The sequence below is a fragment of the Photobacterium kishitanii genome, from assembly GCF_000613045.3.
In the GTDB taxonomy this organism is placed as follows: Bacteria; Pseudomonadota; Gammaproteobacteria; order Enterobacterales; family Vibrionaceae; genus Photobacterium; species Photobacterium kishitanii.
Genome location: NZ_LN794352.1, coordinates 663,762 through 679,474 on the forward strand (window position 1 = coordinate 663,762; position 15,713 = coordinate 679,474).

At 41.1% G+C, this 15,713-nt stretch carries 14 protein-coding genes; 12 read left to right on the forward strand and 2 right to left on the reverse strand.

Annotation, left to right across the window (positions count from 1 at the left end; translation table 11 throughout):
- Position 1 precedes the first annotated feature (1 nt).
- The 3 genes from PPBDW_RS03390 (at position 2) to PPBDW_RS03400 (ending at position 1,675) form a co-directional block, all read left to right on the forward strand.
- Positions 2 to 322 carry a YqcC family protein gene (locus PPBDW_RS03390; protein WP_036793401.1) on the forward strand — a complete coding sequence of 107 codons (321 nt, stop codon included), beginning with the start codon at positions 2 to 4 and terminating at the stop codon, positions 320 to 322.
- A gap of 6 nt (positions 323 to 328) precedes the next feature.
- Positions 329 to 1,066 carry a tRNA pseudouridine(65) synthase TruC gene (gene truC / locus PPBDW_RS03395; protein ID WP_036793402.1) on the forward strand — a complete coding sequence of 246 codons (738 nt, stop codon included), beginning with the start codon at positions 329 to 331 and terminating at the stop codon, positions 1,064 to 1,066.
- A gap of 147 nt (positions 1,067 to 1,213) precedes the next feature.
- Positions 1,214 to 1,675, forward strand: a complete 462-nt coding sequence (locus PPBDW_RS03400; RefSeq protein ID WP_036793403.1) for a flavodoxin — start codon at positions 1,214 to 1,216, stop codon at positions 1,673 to 1,675.
- Positions 1,676 to 1,746: 71 nt separating this feature from the next.
- On the opposite strand, the gene glnD is transcribed toward PPBDW_RS03400, so the two are convergent.
- Positions 1,747 to 4,368 carry a bifunctional uridylyltransferase/uridylyl-removing protein GlnD gene (gene glnD / locus PPBDW_RS03405; protein ID WP_036793404.1) on the reverse strand — a complete coding sequence of 874 codons (2,622 nt, stop codon included), beginning with the start codon at positions 4,366 to 4,368 and terminating at the stop codon, positions 1,747 to 1,749.
- A 139-nt stretch (positions 4,369 to 4,507) separates the two neighbouring features.
- Positions 4,508 to 5,347 (reverse strand): type I methionyl aminopeptidase, encoded by an 840-nt coding sequence (gene map / locus PPBDW_RS03410; protein WP_036793405.1) that lies wholly within the window; start codon positions 5,345 to 5,347, stop codon positions 4,508 to 4,510.
- 369 nt (positions 5,348 to 5,716) lie between these two features.
- On the opposite strand from map, the gene rpsB reads away from it, so the two are divergent.
- From rpsB to bamA, 9 genes are all read left to right on the forward strand, one after another.
- Positions 5,717 to 6,445, forward strand: a complete 729-nt coding sequence (gene rpsB / locus PPBDW_RS03415) for a 30S ribosomal protein S2 (protein WP_036793406.1) — start codon at positions 5,717 to 5,719, stop codon at positions 6,443 to 6,445.
- 118 nt (positions 6,446 to 6,563) lie between these two features.
- The gene (gene tsf / locus PPBDW_RS03420) at positions 6,564 to 7,409 is read left to right on the forward strand and encodes a translation elongation factor Ts (protein ID WP_036793408.1); all 846 of its coding nucleotides are present in this window, start codon (positions 6,564 to 6,566) and stop codon (positions 7,407 to 7,409) included.
- A 91-nt stretch (positions 7,410 to 7,500) separates the two neighbouring features.
- Positions 7,501 to 8,229: a UMP kinase gene (pyrH, locus tag PPBDW_RS03425; RefSeq protein ID WP_036793410.1), complete on the forward strand. Its 729-nt coding sequence runs from the start codon at positions 7,501 to 7,503 to the stop codon at positions 8,227 to 8,229.
- Positions 8,230 to 8,296: 67 nt separating this feature from the next.
- Positions 8,297 to 8,854 carry a ribosome recycling factor gene (frr, locus tag PPBDW_RS03430; protein WP_036793412.1) on the forward strand — a complete coding sequence of 186 codons (558 nt, stop codon included), beginning with the start codon at positions 8,297 to 8,299 and terminating at the stop codon, positions 8,852 to 8,854.
- Between the two features lie 77 nt (positions 8,855 to 8,931).
- On the forward strand, positions 8,932 to 9,693 hold the full coding sequence (locus tag PPBDW_RS03435; protein WP_036793415.1) for an isoprenyl transferase: 762 nt from the start codon (positions 8,932 to 8,934) through the stop codon (positions 9,691 to 9,693).
- A gap of 103 nt (positions 9,694 to 9,796) precedes the next feature.
- Positions 9,797 to 10,645 (forward strand): phosphatidate cytidylyltransferase, encoded by an 849-nt coding sequence (locus PPBDW_RS03440; protein WP_036793417.1) that lies wholly within the window; start codon positions 9,797 to 9,799, stop codon positions 10,643 to 10,645.
- Between the two features lie 66 nt (positions 10,646 to 10,711).
- The gene (ispC, locus tag PPBDW_RS03445) at positions 10,712 to 11,908 is read left to right on the forward strand and encodes a 1-deoxy-D-xylulose-5-phosphate reductoisomerase (RefSeq protein WP_036793419.1); all 1,197 of its coding nucleotides are present in this window, start codon (positions 10,712 to 10,714) and stop codon (positions 11,906 to 11,908) included.
- On the forward strand, positions 11,905 to 13,260 hold the full coding sequence (gene rseP, locus PPBDW_RS03450) for a sigma E protease regulator RseP (protein WP_036793420.1): 1,356 nt from the start codon (positions 11,905 to 11,907) through the stop codon (positions 13,258 to 13,260). Before ispC ends, rseP begins: the two co-directional genes overlap by 4 nt.
- Before the next feature lie 36 nt (positions 13,261 to 13,296).
- Positions 13,297 to 15,702, forward strand: a complete 2,406-nt coding sequence (bamA, locus tag PPBDW_RS03455; protein WP_036793422.1) for an outer membrane protein assembly factor BamA — start codon at positions 13,297 to 13,299, stop codon at positions 15,700 to 15,702.
- Positions 15,703 to 15,713: the final 11 nt, after the last annotated feature.

Consider the following 15,713-nt stretch of genomic DNA (forward strand, 5'->3'; position numbering starts at 1 on the left):
GGTGGATAAGTATCATCAAAGTCAGCAATTACTCACTCAATTAGAAAATATTTTACAGCAGCATCAATATTGGGAAATGATTACTCCTGATCCACAAGCTTTGGCGAGTACTGAACCATTTGCGATTGATAGTTTGGCTTGCCATCAATGGTTACAATGGATTTTTATTCCTAAATTACGTTATTTAATATTACAACGCTTACCGTTACCGACTCAGTTTGTTATTTCCCCTTATGTTGAAGAAGCAATGAAGAATCAGGTTGGGGTGGAGGATATTGTGGTGACTGTACGTGCAATCGATCAACTGTTAAACATTAAGTGAGCAATAATGGAACTGGAAATTTTATACCAAGATGAAGCGTTAATTGCGGTTAATAAACCGGCTGGTATGTTAGTGCACCGTTCATGGTTAGACAGCCATGAAACCGTGTTTGTAATGCAAACATTACGCGATCAAATTGGTCAGCATGTATTTCCATTACATCGGTTAGATCGACCAACGTCAGGGGTGATTTTATTTGGATTATCCAGTGAAATAGCTGCAATGATGATGCCTGTATTTGCTGGTAGAGAGATGCATAAAACCTATCATGCAATTGTTAGAGGCTGGATTAAAGAAGCGGCAGTGTTAGATTATCCGCTTAAAATCATGTTAGATAAAATTGCAGATAAAAAAGCAACGGAAGATAAAGAGCCCCAATCGGCTATTACAGCTTATGCCCCATTAGCAACAGTAGAAACAGATATTGCTGTTGGTCGTTATGCGACCAGTCGTTATAGCTTAATAGAACTGCAACCAGAAACTGGACGTAAACACCAATTACGTCGTCATATGCATCATTTAGATCATCATATGATTGGTGATGTTAATTATGGTGATGGTAAACATAATCGTATGTTCCGTGAAAATTTTGATTGTCACCGATTAATGTTACATGCATCAAGATTACAATTTAACCACCCTCTTACTGGTGCTGCAATTGATATTCGAGCTGATGTGGACGAAGTCTGGCAGCGTGTCATGACTCGTTTTAATTGGTCGCCGACATTATTGTTAGATGTGTAATGTAGAATAACCACGAACTGTAATGAATGAGCTATAGTGCAAATTTCTTAGTTTAAATTCACACCAGTACTTGCTTTTCTTAGCGGTAGTAGCCAGATTGGTAATAGTCCCTTATTGAGGGCGTCTTACAGCAAAGGAGAGCGGACAATGAACAAGTTAGGCATATTTGTAGGCTCTGTATATGGTGGAGCAGAAGAGTTAGCAGAAACATTGGCTGCTAAGTTAACATCCGTACCCGTTGAGATTTTTTTTGACTCAACGTTAGATGATTTTATGGCCTATGAAGCTGATACGGTTTTAGTTATTTGCTCGACAACGGGGCAAGGCGAGATCCCTGAGAATCTATTACCGTTATACGTTGCACTGAAAGATCAATTCCCATTATTACCTAAGCAACATTATGGTGTCATTGCATTGGGTGATTCTAGTTATGGTGAAGATCGTTTTTGTGGTGCTGGACGTCAATTTGATGCATTACTATCAGAATTGAATTCTCAGCGAGTTCAACCTCGGTTAGATATTGATGCTGGGGTGCATTTTGAACCGCTAGAGGTTGCTGAAGTGTGGTTTAGTCAATTTGTTGCGAGTGCTGAACAAGCTGCCGCATAAGATGATTAGTTTATAACTATTATGAAAAGTAACAACACCGTAGTTAAATACGGTGTTGTTTCAGTCGTTACTTAAGCGTGCTTATTGATAGTGATAATCAGTGTTTCACGCAGTTGCTGTTGCTGTTGTTGAGTTAAACGCCCGCCGGTTTCATTAACAATAATAAAAAAGTCTTCAGCACGTTCGCCAATAGTGGTGATCTTTGCTGCCTGTAAACTGATATTAAGTTCTGCAAATACCGCGCCTATTTTTGCCAATAACCCCGGCATATCTAGTGCAACTAATTCCATCATAGTTTTACGGCCAGTTTTGGTTGCTAAAAATTCAACTTTTGTCGGCACATTAAAATGGAGTAATTTACGTGGTGCACGGCGGATTTTACGTTCAGATTTCATTGCCGTTAATGCTTTGGTTAAGTTGCGAATGATACCGATATGACGATTTTCATTGATCGCTTTACCATTAGGATCCAGTACCATAAATGTATCGAGGGTGTAGCCATCTTTACTGTTCATGATCTGGGCATCATGAATACTGAGATTTTTCTTATCCAATTCAGACACTACAATCGCAAACAGTTTGGCTTTATCTTTACTATAGATAAACACCTCAGTACCGCCACGGGTGGCTTTTTTGCTCATTAATATAATCGGTTTATCGCCAGTATGATTCAGTAATGCTTGTGCATGCCATGCGAGTTGCTTATGGGTATGACGTAAGAAGTAATCAGCTTTAAATCGACGCCATAACACTTCAATATCACGCGGCATAAAGCCTTTGCTACGTAATATTGCCGACGCTAACTGTTGATTGTGACGAATACGACCGCGCATATCTGGGGTTTTTTCTAGCCCGCGGCGCAGTGCTTTTTGGGTTGAGTAGTAAAGCTCTGCCAGTAAAGTACGCTTCCAACTATTCCATAGATCTTGGTTAGTGGCACAAATATCTGCCACAGTTAAACAGACTAAATAATCTAAATGTTCCTCATCACCAACTTGCTTGGCAAACTCTGCTACCACTTCAGGATCGTAAATATCACGCCGTTGAGCGGTGACCGACATTAATAAGTGCTTTTGCACTAACCATGATACGGTTTCAGCATCAGGGTGGGAAAGTCCATGTTCGATACAAAAATCATAGGCGTCAACAGCACCTAATTCAGAATGATCGCCACCTCGACCTTTAGCTATATCGTGGAATATTGCCGCTAAGATTAAGATCTCTTTCTTGATTAAACGCGGATAAACTTCACAACAAATAGGGTGTTGCGAATGATTATTGGGATCGTTGAATTTATGCAGATTTTTAATTACGCGAATACTGTGCTCATCGACGGTATAAACATGAAATAAATCGAATTGCATTTGACCAACAATATGGCTCCATTGGGGCAGATAGGCTGCAATGACACCATGGCGGTGCATGAGTCGAAATGCTTTTTGAAGTGCATTGGGTTGGCGCACCAATTCCATGAATTTTTCACGGGCGGCTGGAATTTCAATAAGAAATCGGTTGAGTCGCCGACGAGCGGTGCGTAATTGACGCAATGTCGGTGCTGCAATACCCTCGATATTAGAGTTTTGCGCGATATGAAGAAACATATCGAGAATAGTTTCAGGCCGAGCTTGAAATAATGCTGGCTTAGTGGCTTCAATTAAATTGCCACGTAATTGAAAATCATCATTGAGTACGATGGGGGCTAGGCGAGCATTGGGTTGAATAATCGCTTCATTAAATAGCTGTAAGAGCATTTTATTCAGTTCAGCTACCCGCCGTAAAATGCGATAGAATGCTTTCATCATCATTTCGACGGCTTGATTACCTTCACCATGATAATCGAGATGTTCAGCGACTGATGTTTGGTGATCAAAAGTGAGTCGATTATCATAGCGGCGTAGTTCAATATGTAACGCAAATCGAATTCGCCACAGCGCATTTTGACATTCAACCAATTCACGGTATTCGGCATCAGTTAAAAAGCCATGATGACTCATTTCTAATAAGCTGGTGGCACCAAAGTGACGCCGTGCAACCCAACTAAGGGTATGAATGTCACGTAAACCACCCGGGCTAGATTTGATATCTGGTTCAAGGTTATAAGTGGTGTCATGGTAGCGGGCATGTCGAATTCGTTGTTCTTCTAATTTGGCTTGAAAAAAGGTTTCACTTGGCCAAAATTGAGGTGAGTTAATTGCGACAGTTAATTGATGAAAGGTTTGTTGATTTCCACATAAAAAACGTGATTCAGTTAAGTTGGTTGCAACAGTAAGGTCATCTTTGCCTACTTCGATACACTCATCGACAGTACGAACACTTTGACCAACCTCTAACCGTAAATCCCATAACAAGGTGACAAGGGCGCTAACATTGGTGGCGACCTCTTCAGTTAATGGCTTCTGACTTAATATTAGTAGGTCGACATCAGATAATGGATGTAATTCTCCGCGGCCATAACCACCCACAGCAACCAATGCTAAATCTGGCTGTTGTTCAAAACCATAAAAACGCCATAATCGAATCAGTAATTGGTCGATAAATTGACTACGTTGGGTGACTAAATCGACAATTGATTTTTGCTGTTTAAATTGAAGTTTCTGCTCTTCAGCAAAATGGTTAAGAGCACTGCGCAAGCTGTCGAGAGTAATGGCATCGTCGAGGTAATCAGAAAGCTGAGTTGCTAAAATGTCTGTCATTGCTGTCCGTGCGGTAATGATATTCTAGGATTACTATAACCATTTCACATGGTGAACTGTATCGCTAGATATAAAAAAACCGACACAGGAGGTCGGTTTTTTTGATTTGCGCTATATGCCCGCAACAGCAGATGACGAATTATGCGTTATGCATTAGACGCGGCAATGTCTCTTCTTTACGTAGCGTTAAGATTTCACAGCCATCTTTAGTTACCAGTAATGTGTGTTCCCACTGTGCAGATTTTTTACCATCTATAGTGTACACAGTCCAACCATCTTGCTCGTCTGATTCACAGCTAAATTTACCAGCGTTAATCATTGGCTCGATAGTGAAACACATGCCTTCTTTCATTACCGTGCGATCATTATTTTTGTAGTGAACTACTTGTGGCTCTTCATGGAATTCATTACCAATCCCATGACCACAGTAATCTTTCACGATAGAAAAACGACTGCTACCGGCTTTGATGAATTTCTGAATAGCTGTACCTAAATCGCCAATTTTCGCGCCAGGTTTTACTTTTTTAATTGCCAGATAAAGGCTTTCTTGAGCAACACGACAAAGGCGTTTGTCTTCAAGAGATACTTCACCTACTTCAAACATTTTTGAAGTATCACCGTGGTAACCATCTTTAATCACTGTCACGTCAATATTAATGATGTCGCCATCTTTTAATACTGCTGGCTTGTTATATTTACCACCGGCTTCTAATACAACTTCATCTTTAGAGGCAGGAATACCGTGGCAAACAACGTGGTTAATTGAAGTACACACAGATTTAGGGAAGCCGTGGTAGTTCAACGGTGCTGGAATCGCTTGCTGAACTTGTGTGATGTAGTCATGACAAATTTGGTCTAGTTCTTCTGTCGTCACACCCGCCTTTACATGCGGTTCGATCATTTCTAATACGTCTGCAGCCAAACGGCCAGCAATTCGCATTTTTTCAATTTCTTCAGCCGTTTTGATCTTAATGCTCATAAAATCGTCTCAATCTGTATGTTTCTGTATGGTTCTATATTACCAGTCGCAAGGGGTTAAAGGGAAGATAAGATTAGTTCTCATATCCAATTTTGACTGGATTTTATTGACTGTTCTATGGTATAAAGCGCGCCGTAAACAGTGATTTTGTTTCTGTTATAAGTAATAATTTAATCATTAGATGATGAATTAATATATGTAACGGTGCAACTTGATTGGATTACACATACTTTTATTTATTATTCACACATATCGACACATCTGCCGGGGTGCTCAGTTATCTATTTTAGGTAACGATAGCGATACGCTATCATAGGGTCGGTTTTAAGATGGGATATGTGGACGCCTAACCCCATAGAGGATTATTCAATGGCAACTGTATCAATGCGCGACATGCTTCAGGCTGGTGTACACTTTGGTCACCAAACTCGTTACTGGAACCCAAAAATGAAGCCATTCATTTTCGGCGCTCGTAACCGTGTACACATCATCAACCTAGAAAAAACTGTACCAATGTTCAATGCAGCACTAGCTGAAATTGAAAAAATTGCAGCTCGTAAGGGTAAAGTTCTTTTTGTTGGTACTAAGCGCGCAGCTAGCGAATCAATCAAAGAAGCAGCAATCAGCTGTGACCAGTACTACGTAAACAACCGTTGGTTGGGTGGTATGTTGACTAACTGGAAAACTGTTCGTCAATCAATCAAGCGTCTTAAAGAACTTGAAGCTCAATCTATTGATGGTACTTTCGAAAAGCTAACCAAGAAAGAAGCGCTAATGCGTACTCGTGAAATGGAAAAGCTTGAGAAATCACTAGGTGGTATTAAGAACATGGGCGGCCTACCAGACGCAATGTTCGTAATCGGCGCTGATTGTGAGCACATCGCAATCAAAGAAGCTAACAACCTAGGTATCCCAGTATTTGCTGTTGTTGATACTAACTCTGATCCAGACGGCGTTGACTTCGTTATCCCAGGTAACGATGACGCAATCCGCGCGATTCAGCTTTACACTGGTGCTGTAGCTCAAACTGTTAAAGAAGCTCGTAACCAAGATATCGCTGTTCAAGCAGAAGAAGACGGTTTCGTAGCTGAAGCTTAATAGCCTGCTGCTTTACATAAAGCATCTTAAGTTACCTTGCGTAAACTAAGAATGGTTACCAGGGGCCGATAATGGCCCCTGATTTTTACTCAACGAATTCAAATCTGAGGATTATCACATGGCAACAGTTACAGCTGCCCTAGTTAAAGAACTGCGTGAACGTACTGGCGCAGGTATGATGGATTGTAAGAAAGCACTAGTAGAAGCTAACGCTGATATTGAGCTAGCAATCGAAAACATGCGTAAGAGCGGTGCTGCTAAGGCTGCTAAAAAAGCAGGTAACGTAGCAGCTGAAGGTACTATCATCATCAAAGATGCTGAAGGTAAAGCAGCTCTTGTTGAAGTAAACTGCCAGACTGACTTCGTTGCTAAAGACGGTAGCTTCCTTGCATTCGCTAACATGGTTGCTGATGCAGCACTTGCTAGCCACGCTACAGTTGAAGAGCTTCAAGCACAATTTGAAGAGCAACGTATTGAGCTAGTAGCTAAGATTGGTGAGAACATCTCAATCCGTCGCGTAGCATACATTGCTGGTGATAAAGTTTCTGCTTACACTCACGGTACTCGTATCGCAGTAGTTGTTGCTGGTAACGGCGACGAAGAAACTCTTAAGCACATTGCAATGCACGTTGCAGCATCTAAGCCTGAATACGTTAACCCATCTGACGTACCAGCTGACGTAGTTGCTAAAGAGCGTGAAGTTCAAGTTGAAATCGCAATGAACGAAGGCAAGCCTCAAGCTATCGCAGAGAAGATGGTTGAAGGTCGTATGAAGAAGTTCACTGGCGAAGTTTCTCTAACTGGCCAAGCTTTCATTATGGAACCAAAGAAAACTGTTGGCGATATCTTGAAAGAAACAGGCGCTACAGTAACTAACTTCGTACGTCTAGAAGTTGGTGAAGGTATCGAGAAAGCTCAAGAAATGAGCTTTGCTGAAGAAGTAGCAGCTGTTCAAAAAGGTTAATCCTTTTTAATCAGAATATCAAAGACCGCAACCGACGTTGCGGTCTTTTTACAACTCCATATCTCAAAATCAGCTTGGAAGGTAAAAAAACATGACCACAAACCCTAAACCAACTTATCAACGTATTCTTCTTAAACTAAGTGGTGAAGCACTACAAGGTAAAGAAGGATTTGGTATTGACGCTCAAGTTCTTGACCGTATGGCACAAGAAGTAAAAGAACTCGTTGAATTAGGTGTTCAAGTCGGCCTTGTTATTGGTGGCGGTAACCTATTCCGTGGCGCTGGTCTGGCTGAAGCAGGTATGAACCGAGTTGTGGGCGACCACATGGGTATGCTAGCAACAGTAATGAACGGCTTAGCAATGCGTGATGCGCTGCACCGTGCCTATGTGAACGCGCGAGTAATGTCTGCTATTCCTTTAAACGGCGTATGTGACAATTATAACTGGGCTGATGCGATCAGCCAGTTACGTCAAGGCCGTGTTGTTATTTTCTCTGCAGGTACAGGTAATCCGTTCTTCACAACAGATTCTGCTGCATGTCTTCGTGGTATCGAAATCGAAGCTGATGTAGTATTAAAAGCAACAAAAGTTGAAGGCGTGTTCACGGATGATCCAGTTAAAAATCCAGATGCAACGCTTTGTGAACAGCTGAGCTACCAAGATGTACTTGAAAAAGAACTTAAGGTAATGGATTTGGCTGCATTTACTCTTGCTCGTGACCACAATATGCCAATTCGTGTATTTAACATGAATAAGCCTGGTGCATTGCGCCGTGTTGTGATGGGTGAGCAAGAAGGTACGCTGATCACTAACGCTTAAGCCTTGTGAATTTAATATAGCGCTGAAAATCAGCGTTATGATGACAACATAATTTAAGGTATTTATCGTGATTAACGAAATCAAACAAGACGCGCAAACGCGCATGGAAAAAAGTGTTGATGCACTGAAAGGTCAATTAGTAAAAATTCGTACTGGCCGTGCACATCCAAGCCTACTTGATACTATCTATGTTGAGTATTACGGCGCAAGCACACCACTAAAGCAAGTTGCTAACGTGGTTGCTGAAGATTCACGTACATTGGCTATTACTGTATTTGACCGTGAATTGTCAGCAAAAGTTGAAAAAGCAATTATGATGTCTGACTTGGGTTTAAATCCAATGTCAGCAGGTACGGTAATTCGTGTGCCATTGCCACCGCTAACAGAAGAGCGTCGTCGCGATCTTGTGAAGATTGTACGCGCTGAAGCTGAGCAGGGCCGTGTTGCTGTACGTAATATTCGTCGTGATGCTAATGCAACAGTTAAATCTTTATTAAAAGATAAAGATATCTCTGAAGATGATGATCGTCGCGCACAAGACGAAATTCAGAAGCTAACAGATGAAGCTATCAAGAATATTGAAGCAGTTCTTGAAGTAAAAGAAAAAGAGCTAATGGAAGTTTAAGACATTATTGTCTTAATTTAGCTGACAAAGTTAAGGCGCTGTGCGGCAGCACGGCGCTTTTTTTTTGAGGGATAAATATGGCACAACCTTCAATAGACGCTGTTCTTTCAGCCGACTATCTTCCACAACACATCGCAGTGATTATGGATGGTAATGGCCGTTGGGCTAAAGCCAAAGGTAAAGCGCGAGTATTTGGCCATAAAGCAGGCGTAGAAGCGGTACGTAAAACAGTTTCTACTGCAAATCGACTTGGAATTAAAGTCGTTACATTGTTTGCTTTTAGTAGTGAAAATTGGCGTCGTCCTGAGGATGAGGTTTCATTGCTAATGGAATTATTCATGACCGTTTTGGGCCGTGAAGTAAAAAGACTACATAAAAATAATATTCGATTATGTATTATCGGAGACAAAAGTCGCTTCAGTGCTCGATTGCAGAAAAAAATTACTGCAGCAGAGCAGCTAACTGAAAATAACACTGGGCTAGTGTTAAATGTGGCAGCGAACTATGGTGGTCAATGGGATATTCTTCAAGCAGCTAAGCAAATGATGCAACGTGCAATGGATCAACAACTTGATATTGAATCTTTGACTGAACAAGATTTAGAACAGGGTTTAGTGACTCAAGGTTTACCGAATGTTGATCTGTTAATCCGCACCAGTGGCGAGTGCCGTATTAGTAACTTTATGCTATGGCAAACGGCTTATGCTGAATTGTATTTCACTGAACAACATTGGCCTGATTTTGATGAACAAAGTTTGATGAATGCTGTTGCATGGTTTGTAAACCGTGAGCGCCGCTTTGGTTGTACTGGCGAGCAGATACAAGCTTTGTTAAAATAAAAGACATTATTTTCGCCAATGCGCAGTGTTGTGTGTTGGCGTTATTGTTTTAGTAACGGGTTTTTCCGATACTAAATATTTTCAATATAAAAGAGGACGTAGTTTGCTCAAGCAACGAATTATTACCGCGTTAATCCTCGCGCCACTTGTCATTGCAGGAATATTTTTTCTGCCGTTGCCTGCTTTTATTATTGCTATGGCTGCGATAACCTTAGTTGGTTTCTGGGAGTGGACGCAGTTTGTTAATGCATCATCACGTATTAATACGATGATTTTACCGACGATCACGTTGGGGGCAAGCATTGCGCTATTACCAACCGATCCAGCTTCTCTCTCTCATCCTACTGGAATTTATCGCGCAATATTGCTTATTGGCGGCCTGTGGTGGTTAATCGCATCGGCTTTAGCCATTAGTTATCCTAAAAGTGCTGATTTTTGGTCAAAGAAACCGTTTCTAAAGCAAATTTTTGGCTTGCTCACATTATTGCCTTTTTTTTGGAGTATTTTAATGCTCCGCGCCGTGAATTATGACAATAATCCTTATCATGGAGCTTGCTTAGTTTTACTAGTGTGCTTATTAGTATGGGCTGCCGATACTGGTGCTTATTTCTCTGGCAAGCGTTTTGGTAAGCATAAGATGGCACCAGCAGTGAGTCCAAATAAAACCATTGAAGGTTTAGTTGGCGGGGCTTGTTTAGCTATTTTTGTTACTTGGCTAGGATCGCATATACTGTCAATTGAGTTTTCATCGTTAGGCCAATTATTCTTTATTGCTATTGTCACTGTGATAATTTCTGTCTTAGGCGACTTAGTTGAAAGTATGTTTAAGCGTGTTTCTGGCATTAAAGATAGTGGTAATATATTACCTGGACATGGTGGTATTCTTGATCGTATTGACAGTTTAACCGCAGCAATTCCCGTATTTGCATTGCTCTATCTGTGGCTAATATAATTAATAACAGCCATCTTTTCTAAAGGCAGCTATTTCGCTGCCTTTTTTGTAACTGTAAGTGATTTTATGCGTAAGTTAACGATTCTTGGTGCGACAGGTTCGATTGGTAGTAGCACTTTAGCGGTAATCGCTCAAAACCCAGATTCATTTGAGGTCACCGCACTAGCTGCTGGTTCTAATGTTGATAAAATGTTTGTGCTATGTCAGCAGTGGCAACCAAAATTTGCCGCGATGGCGTGTGTAACCGCAGCTGCTCAACTTAATGAGTTAGTTCAGCTAGCGGGTTTAAATATCACGGTGCTTGGCGGTGAGGAAGGTATTTGTCACGTTGCAGCACTAGATGAAGTCGATACAGTGATGGCTGCAATCGTTGGTGCAGCGGGTTTATTACCGACCATGGCGGCGGTGAAACAAGGCAAGCGTATTTTATTAGCCAATAAAGAAGCGCTAGTAATGACTGGTCAAATGTTTATTGATGCTTGTGAAAAGTATGGTGCAGAACTATTACCCGTTGATAGTGAGCATAATGCTATTTTTCAGGCGTTACCCGCAGAAATTCAATGTCGTATGGGACGCTGTGATTTAGCCGCGCATGGAATAAGTAAGGTACTACTAACCGGTTCTGGTGGCCCATTCCGCTATACTGATATTAGTGCTTTAGATGCAGTAACACCAGCGATGGCGATTGCACATCCAAACTGGTCGATGGGGCCTAAAATATCGGTTGATTCAGCAACGATGATGAATAAAGGTTTGGAATATATTGAAGCTCGGTGGTTATTCAATGCCAGCCGCGATCAAATGCAAGTCATTATTCATCCGCAGTCTGTGATTCATTCGATGGTGCAATATAAAGACGGCTCAGTAATTGCACAAATGGGCTTACCTGATATGTGTACCCCGATTGCGTGTGCGATGGCTTATCCACAACGAGTTGAGTCTAGTGTGGCGGCGCTGGATTTTAGTAAAGTCGGTGAGTTTACCTTTATGGAACCCGATTTTGAGCGTTACCCATGCCTGAAATTAGCTATTGATGCTTGTTATCAAGGTCAAGCAGCCACCACGACCTTGAATGCTGCGAATGAAATAGCAGTTGCAGCATTTTTAACTAATCAGATCCGTTTCACTGATATTGCAAAAGTAAATAAATCGGTGTTAGAAATAGCTGTATTAACTGAACCTAATGATATTGATGCCGTAATGGTGCTAGACAAACAAGCTCGTGAGCTTGCACTAGACATTATTGCGAAGGAATTTGCATGATTGAATTTATCCGTAATTTAAGCGCTTTTTTAGTTGCTCTTGGTATTCTGATCGCAGTCCACGAGTTTGGCCATTTTTGGGTTGCTCGTCGTTGTGGTGTATATGTTGAACGTTTCTCTATTGGTTTTGGTAAAGCCTTGTTTAGTCGCGTTGGCAAAGATGGCACTGAATACACATTAGCCATGATACCACTTGGTGGTTACGTTAAAATGCTTGATGAGCGGGTAGCTGAAGTTCCTCCCGAGAAGCGTCATATGGCGTTTAATAATAAGAAAATATGGCAACGAAGTGCTATTGTTGCTGCAGGGCCGATGGCAAACTTTTTGTTTGCTATTTTTGCTTATTGGGTCGTTTATTTAATTGGGGTACCTGCATTAAAGCCTATGATCGGTGAAGTTGCCCCACAATCAATTGCTGCAAAAGCGGGAATTATTCCAGGAATGGAACTAAAATCAGTTTCTGGACTCGAAACATCTGATTGGGAATCTGCCAATATGGCGTTGATTTCCCAGATTGGTGATAAACAAGTGGTAGTAACGGCACAAGAACCTGACAGTTCTGTTGTCGTTTCACGTACACTTGATTTAACACATTGGTCATTTGATCCTGAATCGCAGCGAGTATTGACGACACTGGGGATTACTCCATTTACGCCGCCAATTACGCTAACTGTTTCACAACTTGTTGATAATAGTGCAGCAATTGATGCAGGATTTAAATTAAATGATAAGATTGTCGCAGTAGATAATAAATCAGTAACACAGTGGCAGCAATTTGTTGATGCTGTTCGTATGCATCCGGGGACAACGCTACAAGTTGAAGTTTTACGTGATGAGGAACCAGTGATGTTATCATTGACCCCTCGTGTAAAAGTAGAAGCTGACGGCAAAGAAGTTGGCTATGTAGGATTGGCACCAAGTATTGAACCTTGGCCAGCATCGTACAAAGTTAATTTGCAGTTTGGTCCAATTGATGCGGCGATAAAAGCGACCGAAAAAACGGGTCAATTAGTGTCACTAACGTTTGATATGGTCACTAAGCTTGTTACTGGTGATGTTGCAATGAAAAACCTTAGCGGACCGATCTCTATCGCGAAAGGAGCTGGAATGACTGCCGAGTTTGGCTTGGTGTATTTCCTTGGTTTCTTAGCGTTGATCAGTGTTAACTTAGGCATTGTAAACTTATTACCTTTACCTGTGCTTGATGGCGGACATTTAATGTTCTTTGCTATCGAGGCGGTAACTCGTCGTCCTGTATCTGAACGAATTCAGGATATTGGCTATAGAGTGGGATCAGCCGTTTTGGTTGCGTTAATGGCGGTTGCGCTATTCAATGATTTTACCCGACTTTAATAAATGCGTATTTAGCAAGGAATAATCAGTACAGTAATGGCGATTAAAAAACTGTTAGTCGCATCGCTGCTTTTGACAAGTAGCGTTGCGCATAGCGCGGAAAATAAATTTGTAGTTGATAACATTCGTTTTGAAGGTCTTCAGCGAGTCACTATGGGCGCAGCATTGTTAAAAATGCCGGTTCGAGTTGGCGACACTGTTGATCCGCAGGATATTTCAACGCTGATCAAATCTCTTTATTCTTCCGGCAATTTTGAAGATATTAAGGTATATCGAGACGGTAATACGTTACTGGTCGATGTAAAAGAGCGTCCAACTATTGCAGATATTACCTTTGCTGGTAATAAAGCCATCAAAGATGAGCAGCTAAAAGAGAACCTTGAAGCATCAGGCTTACGTGTTGGTGAAGCACTAGATAGAACAACGTTATCTAAGATCGATAAAGGTCTAGAGGATTTCTATTACAGTGTTGGTAAATATAATGCCACTGTAGAAGCCGTTGTTACGCCTTTACCTCGTAATCGTGTTGATATTAAATTTGTATTTACTGAGGGTGTGTCCGCTAAAATCAAGCAGATTAATATTCTCGGTAATCATGTTTTCAGTGATGCTGATTTGATCAGTAAGTTCAAACTTAAGGACAGTGTGCCTTGGTGGGACTTTATGGCGAATGAAAAGTATCAAAAACAAGTATTGCAAGGCGATTTAGAAACATTACGCTCTCAGTATTTAAATAATGGCTACTTAAAGTACCGCCTAGAATCAACGCATGTTGCTATTTCTCCTGATAAAAAAGGCGTGTACATTACTTTAAAAGTTCACGAAGGTGAGCAATACAAAGTTAAAAACGTTAAGTTCCAAGGTGATGTTGCTGGGCGTATTGCTGCGTTTGATAAGCTGGTAACGTTTAAACCTGATACTGTTTACAATGGCGCTGAAGTAACTGCGTTAGAAGAAGCGGTTAAGGCTGAACTAGGTAAAGCCGGTTATGCTTATCCTCAAGTAACTATTATGCCTGAGTTTGACGATGCAGCACATCAAGTGTCTTTGATTGTTAATGTTGAACAAGGCAAGCGTGTATATGTACGTAACATTGAATTTAGTGGTAACAATACGACTAAAGATGAAGTATTACGTCGTGAAATGCGTCAAATGGAAGGCACATGGCTTAACAGTAAATCGATTGATACTGGTAAGCAGCGTCTAAACCGTACTGGTTTCTTTGAAAATGTTGATGTTCAAACCGTGCGTGTTCCAGGATCTGATGATCAAGTTGATGTTAAGTACAAGGTTAAAGAAGCTAACTCTGGCAGTGTGAACTTTGGTGTTGGTTACGGTACAGAATCAGGTGTTAGTTTTCAGGCGGGTTTAACCCAGAAAAACTTCTTAGGTACTGGTAATTTATTTGGCATCAATGCGATGACAAATGATTACTCTAAGAATATTAGTCTTGAATACAAAGATCCGTACTTTACAATCAATAACGTTAGTCTTGGTGGGAAAGTTTACTACAACGAGTTTGAAGCATCAGATGCCAATATCTCGGATTATACCAACCAAAGTTATGGCGCAAGTTTAACTTGGGGTTTCCCATACAATGAATTGAACTACTTCGATTTTAGTCTAGGTTATGATCATAACAAGATCTCTAATATCCAAGATTACTATCAGATCCAGCAATTTAAAAAGATTCATGGATTTGACGAAGATAGTGATAACGCGATTGAACTCGATGACTACAGCTGGACTGTTGCCTGGACGCGTAACAACTTAAACCGTGGTTATTTCCCTACTTCGGGTAATTACCAGAGTGCGTCATTTAAGATGACCATTCCAGGTTCTGATTCACAATACTTCAAGACCCAATATGATGTACGTCAATACATTCCATTAACGGAAAAACAAGACTACACCTTATTGCTACGTGGTAAGTTAGGCTACGGTAACGGTTACGGTAAAACAGATAATGGCAGCGATCAATTGATGCCATTTTATGAGAACTACTATGCGGGTGGTTTTACCACTATTCGTGGTTTCCGTTCTAACACTGTTGGTCCTAAAGCTGTTTATGGTACTGGCCAAGGCAATAACCAAACAGGTGTTGTTAGTGATGAGTCAACCGGTGGTAACGCGATTGCACTTGCGAGTATGGAATTGATTGTTCCGACTCCGTTTGCTTCTCAAGAAGTGAAAAATCAAGTACGTACTAGTTTCTTTGTTGACGCTGGTTCGGTGTGGGATACTGAATTCCACCCTAATTATACCAATGCAAGTTCATTACCTGATTATTCTGATCCTGGTATGATTCGAGCGTCTTACGGTGCTGCATTACAGTGGATGTCCCCAATGGGTCCACTTGTATTCTCGGTTGCTAAACCAATCAAGAAATATGAAGGGGATGATGAAGAGTTCTTCACATTCACCATTGGTCAGTCATTCTAATTTTAAGGAGA

Coding starts and splice junctions, on each gene's coding strand:
- glnD (WP_036793404.1), bottom strand. CDS start 4,368: ATGACAGACATTTTAGCAACTCAGCTTTCTGATTACCTCGACGATGCC.
- ispC (WP_036793419.1), top strand. CDS start 10,712: ATGCGTAAGTTAACGATTCTTGGTGCGACAGGTTCGATTGGTAGTAGC.
- map (WP_036793405.1), bottom strand. CDS start 5,347: ATGAGCATTAAGATCAAAACGGCTGAAGAAATTGAAAAAATGCGAATT.
- pyrH (WP_036793410.1), top strand. CDS start 7,501: ATGACCACAAACCCTAAACCAACTTATCAACGTATTCTTCTTAAACTA.
- bamA (WP_036793422.1), top strand. CDS start 13,297: ATGGCGATTAAAAAACTGTTAGTCGCATCGCTGCTTTTGACAAGTAGC.
- tsf (WP_036793408.1), top strand. CDS start 6,564: ATGGCAACAGTTACAGCTGCCCTAGTTAAAGAACTGCGTGAACGTACT.
- rpsB (WP_036793406.1), top strand. CDS start 5,717: ATGGCAACTGTATCAATGCGCGACATGCTTCAGGCTGGTGTACACTTT.
- truC (WP_036793402.1), top strand. CDS start 329: ATGGAACTGGAAATTTTATACCAAGATGAAGCGTTAATTGCGGTTAAT.
- rseP (WP_036793420.1), top strand. CDS start 11,905: ATGATTGAATTTATCCGTAATTTAAGCGCTTTTTTAGTTGCTCTTGGT.
- PPBDW_RS03400 (WP_036793403.1), top strand. CDS start 1,214: ATGAACAAGTTAGGCATATTTGTAGGCTCTGTATATGGTGGAGCAGAA.
- PPBDW_RS03435 (WP_036793415.1), top strand. CDS start 8,932: ATGGCACAACCTTCAATAGACGCTGTTCTTTCAGCCGACTATCTTCCA.